5 protein-coding genes and 1 pseudogene are annotated in these 8,561 nt (G+C 54.8%); 1 reads left to right on the top strand and 5 read right to left on the bottom strand.

The window, feature by feature from the left end; genetic code table 11:
- The first annotated feature begins 200 nt into the window (after positions 1–200).
- A pseudogene (locus tag B347_RS0115710) lies at positions 201–4,102 on the top strand (dermonecrotic toxin domain-containing protein).
- A 2-nt stretch (positions 4,103–4,104) separates the two neighbouring features.
- Here B347_RS0115710 and argR read toward each other — a convergent pair.
- The 5 genes from argR to B347_RS0115685 form a co-directional block, all read right to left on the bottom strand.
- Positions 4,105–5,094: a transcriptional regulator ArgR gene (gene argR / locus B347_RS0115705; protein ID WP_019410647.1), complete on the bottom strand. Its 990-nt coding sequence runs from the start codon at positions 5,092–5,094 to the stop codon at positions 4,105–4,107.
- Between the two features lie 173 nt (positions 5,095–5,267).
- Complete coding sequence (locus B347_RS0115700) at positions 5,268–6,032, bottom strand: ABC transporter ATP-binding protein (protein ID WP_019410646.1); 765 nt, start codon at positions 6,030–6,032, stop codon at positions 5,268–5,270.
- Positions 6,033–6,084: 52 nt separating this feature from the next.
- A complete protein-coding gene (locus B347_RS0115695) occupies positions 6,085–6,783 on the bottom strand; it encodes an ABC transporter permease (RefSeq protein ID WP_019410645.1) in 699 nt (232 codons plus the stop codon).
- A complete protein-coding gene (locus tag B347_RS0115690; protein ID WP_019410644.1) occupies positions 6,780–7,469 on the bottom strand; it encodes an ABC transporter permease in 690 nt (229 codons plus the stop codon). Before B347_RS0115690 ends, B347_RS0115695 begins: the two co-directional genes overlap by 4 nt.
- A gap of 103 nt (positions 7,470–7,572) precedes the next feature.
- Positions 7,573–8,358 carry an ABC transporter substrate-binding protein gene (locus B347_RS0115685; RefSeq protein ID WP_019410643.1) on the bottom strand — a complete coding sequence of 262 codons (786 nt, stop codon included), beginning with the start codon at positions 8,356–8,358 and terminating at the stop codon, positions 7,573–7,575.
- Between the last annotated feature and the right edge of the window lie 203 nt (positions 8,359–8,561).

Below are 8,561 nucleotides of genomic sequence, written 5' to 3'. Positions count from 1 at the left end.
TCGTAAGGGGGAAACGGTGTCCTGTCTTTCATGGGGCTCGTTCACTTCCCGACTGGTCCATTCAAACGTGCGAGTCGAGCCTTAAGGCCCTGAAACACTTAAAGCCCAATCCAAAACACAGGCCAGGCAAGCTACCATCCGCCCAGCAACATGCCTTTAACCAGGTCCATATCGAGCACTGGAAATCGCACCATAGGAGCGTGCAATTACTCGAAAGCCTGCAAGACATTCATACGTTTGCCCAACCTTTACTGATTAACGCCCTCAATCAACACTACAACGTCGACCTTGAACTAGACCTCAAACGCACGTTTATTAATCTTTACATCCCGCTTAAGTTGCCCTTGCTGGACCTTAATACAGGCGCCTCTAAAAACTGGCGCATCTCAATACTCGATGCGGCCCTGCACAACTTCGAAGCGTTTGAAGGCGATGACGATGCTCACACGCCAGACTCAGGATTTATTACCCAACCTTCTGCCGCGGGGCATTACCAAACCCTCACAACACTGGACCAACAACTACCGGTGGCGGGCTTTATAAAACTGTGCCGCACGCTAGATATTGGCAAACAGTACAAAGCCCACCTCGACATGGCGCTGGGCGTTAATAACCCGCATCAGGCAGTCATTGTTAAATCAACGGTCAAACAAAGCCTTAGAGCAGCCTTTGAGGCGTCCGTGCATTACGCGCTGGCCCACAAAGACATCTCGCAAACCCTCTTCAACTCGCTCGCAGCTCTGGGAAACACGCGAGGCTGGACCGACAAGACCCCGCCCACTCTCCACCCGTACAGCATGGTCTTGCAGGGCATCACGCTAACTGGGTGTTGGTGTTTTCCTACAGCGCTGTTTTGCCACTGAAAAACACTGAAGTCGTTGTCTACTTACCAGACGCCCCCCAACACCCGCTCAAGCGTTACAGTTCGTTGGATGCGTTTCTCGCCACGCTGGCTGAACAGCTGCGTCAAAACAGCTATCAGCAATACTTCAGCCGCTTCATCGACCACAAAGATCTCGGCACCTTCTTTGGCACACTTAAAAAAACGCTATTCAAAACTGTCGCACTCACGGGCCGATTACCCGAAGGCCGGCCCGAAGACTACCCGACCGAATTCAGTGATATCCCGATAGATAACCCGTCTTTAGAGGTTGCTCTGCTCAATATCGACCACGAGTACAGCGAATACCTTTATCAACAGAAGCACCGAAAAATACTGGCAGACGCACCATTGATTGCCGTCAGTACAGACACCGAAGATCAAAAAACCCGCCATGACCGCCTTGAGCATTTTAAAAAAATAGTGGAAGGCCTCTTGAATGCGGTTGAGTTTGTAGCGGCTATTTTTGTCCCATTCATTGGCGAGCTGATGATGTTGCAGATGGCCTATCAACTACTGGACGACGTTTACGAAGGCATTCAAGACTGGGAGCACGGCAAAACCCTAGAAGCCTGGGACCATTTATTAAATGTGGTGAGCAGCGTTGCTCAGATTGGCGCGTTCGCCATTGGCGGCAAAATACTGACCGACGCACTCCCCCGCCTCACATCGCCTTTTATCAAGCGCTTAAAACCTGTGACGCTCTCCACCAGCGAAACCCGCCTGTGGGAGCCAGACTTGAGCCCTTACGAACACCCCACCCCATTGCCAGAGCACCAAACACCAACCGACATCGGGCTGTATCACCACGAAAAGGCTCAGTACCTGCCCCTCGAAGGGAAAAACTACCGCGCCGAGAAGTCCTCTCATACCCCGGGCTACCGCATCAAACACCCCACCCGGGAGCATGCTTACGCACCCCGCGTGCGACACAACGGAACAGGGGCCTGGTCAGCAGAGACCGAACAGCCCCTGCACTGGAATGACACCCAACTGTTCAGGCGCCTGAATCCAACGGCGGCTTCATTTTCTGACACGCTGGCTTCGCGCATCCTCGCCATCACGCAAACCGATCCGGGCGTATTACGCAAGGTGCATGCAGACGCACTGCCGACACCCGCGCTGCTGTCAGACAGCATCCAACGTTTCAAAATCGATCAGGACATTCAGCGTTTTATCGAGCACATGGAAAGTGCGGACCCGCTGGTTCAACAGCAGGCCGATCCGCAAACACAACTGCAACTCCTGACCAGCGCAGACACATGGAGCCCTTCTAAAGCCCTGAAGATCACGAATGAGAAAGGCGAGACGCTCGCTCAATACCCGGCATCATCAACCCCCGCAGACTGGATACACATCAATGACGCTGAACTGCGCCAAGGAGACTTACTGAAAACGTTGCTGCAAGCCTTAAACGAGAGCGAGCGCAAGGTATTGCTGGAGATCAGCCCCGCATTCGCAGACCCGCTACCCAACCTTGCAACCCAAACTCGCACATTGGGCAACCTGCTTGCTCGCGAAGCCCGACTCAAGCGGCTTGAACTGTTCAACTCGCGATATGCCTCGCTCGATCCGCAGACCAACACTGAAGTCATGCTGTTGCAAAAAGAGCACCCAGGGTTACCGACCAAGGCCGCACAGGAATTGATCTGGCATGCCAGCGGCGACGAAGTACTGCAGTTGCTGAATGAAAAAACCATCCCGGCACGACTTCAAGAAGAAGCCCGCCAATTAGTGGTGCAAACCCGAGTCAATCGCGTCTACGAGGGCTTGTTTCTCGACTCCGCGGCTAGCGTCGACAGTGAATGGCTGACCCTGAAAAGCATTGAGGCCTTGCCCGGTTGGTCAAAAGAGGTGCGTATTGAAATTCGCGAAGAGCACTTTGAAGGGCCGCTGAGCAACAGCCTGGGCAATGAGAGTGCTCCCCTGCGCAAAGTCCTGATCAAAACAGGCAACCGTTACAGCGCACGTGACGCACTGAATCAAGAGCTGCATGGCCCGGATGATCTTTACAGCGCCCTGCTGCACGCCCTGCCCGACCGTGAGCGCAACCAACTGGGCTTCCCGCATGTAGGCCAAGGCGGCGACCTAAAAGCACGCGTGCGCCAAGGCCCACTGCTGGATCGCCAGTCTGTTTACCTTTTTATGGACAAACCCGTCGTGGCAGAGAACTTCAAGTCGCCCATGGAACTGGCGCATGGACGCGCCAGCTACCCCTTGTTAGGCGCGGACGCCCCAGAGTCCTTAGGCCCCAGCATTGCCACAAAAGTGTATGAGCTGTATCCCAACCTGAACGTAATCGAACGCGGGCGTATTATCGCGACCTTGCCGACCCAGGAGCCCCATGCAATGCAACGGCTCGCTGAACTTGAGCACGAAGTTCAGACACTGCGTGATGATATGGAAGTGTGGACGGTCGATGCACCGGCAGTTAACCAGCGAACAGGCGAGTTAATTTCGCCAATAGCCAGAATAGCGATTGTTCAAGACCGACGCGCATTCAGCAGAGAACTCGAAAGATGCTGGCGCAGACAAACTGCGTTCGACAACCACTACGCAGACGCTACTCGAGATGGTTTTGAGCTGACGTTTACACGAACGATACTGGACAACATGCCGAACATCAGCGCCGACTTCAGCCACGTGACATACCTATCCTTGAGAGGAACAGGTCCAGTCACTGGTGTTAACGAATTCTTGCAACATTTCCCAAAATTACGCGTATTGAAACTTCATGGTTTTGCGCTTGATACAGTTCCTGAGTCGCTGTTTTCAATGCTGAACATCACCGAGTTATATCTCGAAGACAGCAACATCACACTTACCCCCACAACGGCCCGAGCCTTCGCCGAACTGGAAAATCTGGAACACATCGATCTTGATCACAACCCGCTCAACCTAACGCCCGACTTCAGTAACATGCACAACTTGAATTCCGTATTCCTGAGCAACACGGAGCTCAGCGAGTTTCCAATCTCGCTTCTGGGGCTGCCCGATATTGAAACGATAGATCTCAGTGACAATCTAATCAGCCATCTACCGTCCGAACTCTTCGAGGCACCGGCATTTATCACTGAAGCGCTCGACCTAGCAGGAAACCTCCTGTCCGAAGCAAGCCTGAACCAAGCGCACAGATATTACGGTCAGACCGACATAGACATGGGTCTTTCATTCAACGACCTCGCACCCGTCGCTGTCGATATCGTCGAACCTGATGAGTAGCCTCAGCCCCGCTCGGCAGGTACCGAAGACAGCTCAAATGGGCTGCTGCTACGACGCTGGTTGCGATCTTCACGCGGCGTTGCGCCAAAGAAGTTGCGGTACGCACTGGAGAAATGCGGCCCCGAGGAGAAACCGCACGACAGGCCGATTTGGATAATCGATTTGCTGGTTTGCATCAGCATTTGCCGGGCCTTGTTCAAGCGCAGCTCAAGGTAATACTGGCTTGGCACGCGATTTAGGTACTGCTTGAAAATCCGCTCCAACTGACGACGCGACACACACACATGCTGGGCAATTTCGTCGGTGGTCAGTGGCTCTTCGATGTTGGCCTCCATCAACAACACGGCTTGAGTCAGCTTGGGGTGGCTTGAGCCGAGGCGGTTTTGCAGCGGAATACGTTGACGTTCACCGCCTTCACGAATCCGCTCGACCACCAACTCCTCAGACACCGCCCCCGCAAGCTCAGCGCCGTGATCGCGGGCCAACAGCGCCAGCAGCAAATCCAGCACCGAGAGCCCGCCACACGCGCTCAAACGATCACGGTCCCAGTCAAACAGATGGCTTGTCGCAATCACCTTAGGGAAGCGCTCGGCAAAATCATCCTGCCAGCGCCAATGAACCGCCGCCCGATAACCATCCAGCAAGCCCAACTGCGCCAAGGGATACACACCGGCAGACAGCCCGCCTATCACGCAACCGGCACGCACCAATTGCTTGAGTGCACTGCTGAGCGCGGGCGCTATCGAGGTCGGAGGCTCATCGGCCACCAGGAACAGTTTCTGACAGCCTTCGAGCTTTCCGACCCAAGGCTCGCCCGGCAATTGCCAGCCATCGACTGCGGTGTGGGTCTGCGCTTCGGCACACAGAAACACCAACTCATAGGTCACTTCTGGATGCACCCGCTGGGCGACCCGCAAGGCCTCCTCAGCCAGCGCCAGCGTCAACGCTTTAGTGCTGGGCCAAATCAGGAAACCTATTCGTTGGGCGGTCATGGCATGAAATCCGAAGCTGAAACAGTGTTAATGCCGAAGGTGGCAACAACCAAGCTAGATCAGCCACCACAGAGCGGGTAAGCATGCACTAAATTGGTGCAAAAATGCAGTAATAGATCTGGCGCAGCACCTTGTAGGAGCGTCGACCGGCTGCTCCAACAGTATCTGGGTTATTACTTTAGGCTGCCCGACAAAAACTGCTGCAAACGTTCGCACTGTGGATTGGCCAGCACTTCACGCGGGTTGCCGGTTTCTTCAACAATGCCTTTGTGCAGGAACACCAGTTGGTTTGACACTTCGCGGGCAAAGCCCATTTCGTGGGTCACCACCACCATGGTCCGGCCTTCGAGGGCAAGGTCTTGCATCACCTTCAACACGTCGCCAACCAACTCTGGGTCGAGGGCCGAGGTCGGCTCGTCGAACAGCATGACCTCCGGCTCCATCGCCAGCGCACGGGCAATGGCCACACGCTGCTGCTCACCGCCGGACATATGCCCCGGGTACGCCTCTTTACGATGGGACACGCCGACCTTGTTCAGGTAGTGCTCGGCCTTTTCTCGCGCTTGGGCCTTGGTCATTCCCAGCACATGCACCGGTGCTTCCATGATGTTTTCCAGCGCGGTCATGTGCGACCACAGGTTGAAATGCTGGAACACCATCGACAGGCGCGAACGCATACGCTGCAACTGTTTGGGGTCCGCGGCGACTAGGGCGCCATCTTTTTTCGCGACCAGCTTCAGCTCTTCATTGTTGAGCAGGATTTTGCCGGCATGCGGCTGCTCAAGCAGGTTGATGCAACGCAAAAAGGTACTTTTGCCTGAACCGCTGGAACCGATGATGCTGATCACATCACCTGCCTTTGCAGCCAGAGATACGCCTTTCAGCACCTCATGACTGCCGTAGCGCTTATGCAGGTCTTGGACTTCAAGTTTATACATGCTGTCGGTTCTCACAAAAACAGTGGGTCAGACGTTGAGCGCGGCTCAACACTCAGGCCTTGCGCGGGGCCATGTAGCCCAGCCAGCGGCGTTCTGCCAATTTGAACAGGCGTACCAGAATGAAGGTCAGGCACAGGTAGAACGCACCTGCGGTGATATAGGCTTCAAACGGCAAGTAGTACTGCGCGTTAACGGTACGCGCAGCGCCGGTGATGTCGATCAGGGTCACGATGGACGCCAAACTGGTGGTCTGCAGCATCATGATCACTTCGTTGCTGTATTGCGGCAGCGCACGGCGCATGGCCGACGGCAGCAAAATACGGCGATACATTTTACTTGGAGACATGCCCATCGCCTTGGCGGCTTCGATCTCGCCATAGGGCGTGGCCTTGAGGCTGCCTGCAATGATTTCAGCGGTGTAGGCGCTGGTGTTGATCGCAAACGCCAAGCACGCGCAGAAGGTTGCACTGGACAGCAAAGGCCACAGGAAGCTTTCACGCACGACTTCAAACTGGGCCAGGCCGTAGTAGATCAAAAACAGCTGCACCAGCATCGGCGTGCCGCGAATCACATAGGTGTAGAGCCACGCAGGGAAGTTGACCCATGGGCGTTTCGACACCCGCATCAGGCCCAGCGGAAGCGCAACCAGCAAACCAAAGAACAGTGAAATACCCAGCAGCTTGAGGGTTTCAACCATCCCGCTTAGGTACAGCGGCATGCTGTCCCAAATGACGTTGTAGTCGAAGATCATAGCTCAGCCACCTTTACGCCGACCGAGTAGCGCTTTTCAAGTAGTCGCAACGCCAGCAGCGAAACACTGGTCATCACCAGGTACAGCGCGGCAACAGCGAGGAAGAACGTAAAAGGTTCGCGGGTGGCATCCGCCGCCTGCTTGGCCTTGAACATCATGTCTTGCAAGCCGACCACTGAAATCAGGGCCGTGGCTTTGGTCAACACCAGCCAGTTGTTGGTAAAACCCGGAATCGCCAGACGGATCATCTGCGGCACCAACACCCGGAAAAACACCTGAAAACGGCTCATGCCGTACGCCATGCCCGCTTCCGCCTGACCTTTGGGGATCGCCATAAAGGCACCACGAAAGGTTTCGGACAGGTACGCACCAAAGATAAAGCCCAAGGTGAACACGCCAGCCGAGAAGGGATTAAGGTCGATGTAGTCGTCGTAGCCCAACAGAGGGGCGACGTTGTTCAGCAGGTTCTGACCGCCGTAAAAAATCAGCAGGATCAGCACCAGATCGGGAATCCCACGAATGACCGTTGAGTACAGATCGCCCAGCCAAGCCAACCAGCGCACTGGCGACAGGCGCATTGAAACACCAATCAGACCTAGAACAATGGCCAGGGCCATGGACGACAAGGCGAGCTGTAGCGTCAGCCAAGCGCCATCGAGGATGACAGCCCCGTAGCCTTTCAACATGATTCAGGCCCTCGAAAAATAGGGTGAAAATTAGGATGAAAAAATGGCGCAAACTTCAGAGATCCTGTCGCTTGCGCCATTTCAGACTTACAGCCGCGATGACTTACTTGGCTTCTGGGCCGTAAATATCGAAGTTGAAGTATTTTTTCTGGATTTCGTCGTACTTGCCGTTTGCACGGATAGCCGTGATGGCACCGTCAATTTTGTCTTTCAGCTCTTTATCGCCTTTACGCACGGCGATACCGATGCCGTCACCGAAGTACTTGGCGTCAGTGAACGAAGGACCTACGAATGCGTAGCCTTTGCCAGCCGGGGTATCGAGAAAACCTTCCTGCAACAGAGTGGCGTCAGCCACGGTGCCGTCCAGACGACCCGCTTCGATGTCCAGGTAAATTTCGTTCTGCGAGCTGTAAGGCACAACAGTGGCGCCTTTAGGAGCGAAGACTTCCTTGGCGAAACGGTCGTGAATCGAACCGCGCTGCACGCCGATCTTCTTGCCTTTGAGTTCTTCCAGCGAATCAGAAACGGTTGAGCCGTCCTTCAACACCAGACGAGCCGGGGTCAGGTAGTAACGATTGGTGAAGTCCACAGACTTCTTACGATCGTCGGTAATCGACATCGAAGACAAGATCGCGTCGATCTTGCGCACCTTGAGGGCGGGGATCAGGCCGTCAAATTCTTGCTCGACCCAAACGCACTTGACCTGCATCTGCTCACACAGAGCGTTACCGATGTCGTAGTCAAAGCCCACAATGCTGCCATCCGGCGCCTTGGAAGCAAACGGAGGGTAAGCAGCTTCAATGCCAATCTTCAGCGGCTTTTCAGCAGCGAAAGCCTGCAAGGACAGCACGGAAAGTGCCAAGGCGCCAAGAAGCACGAGTTTCTTCATCTTAGGACTCCATCGGTAAAGGGCAATAAATGCAGAGTGAGCGCGAGCCCAATATGCGGAGGTTAAACCGGGAATGCGGCGCCACGTCCTACTGGCGTTGCACTGAGATCAGCGCAACGACGACGAGCGAGTGACCGGCATTCTAACGACAGGCTTCAAGCCGTAATTTCTTCAATGCGACAACAAATTACAGATGCACCGAG

This window comes from Pseudomonas psychrophila HA-4 (genome assembly GCF_000282975.1).
Lineage (GTDB): Bacteria > Pseudomonadota > Gammaproteobacteria > Pseudomonadales > Pseudomonadaceae > Aquipseudomonas > Aquipseudomonas psychrophila_A.
This window is presented reverse-complemented; position numbering and strand designations above follow the sequence as displayed.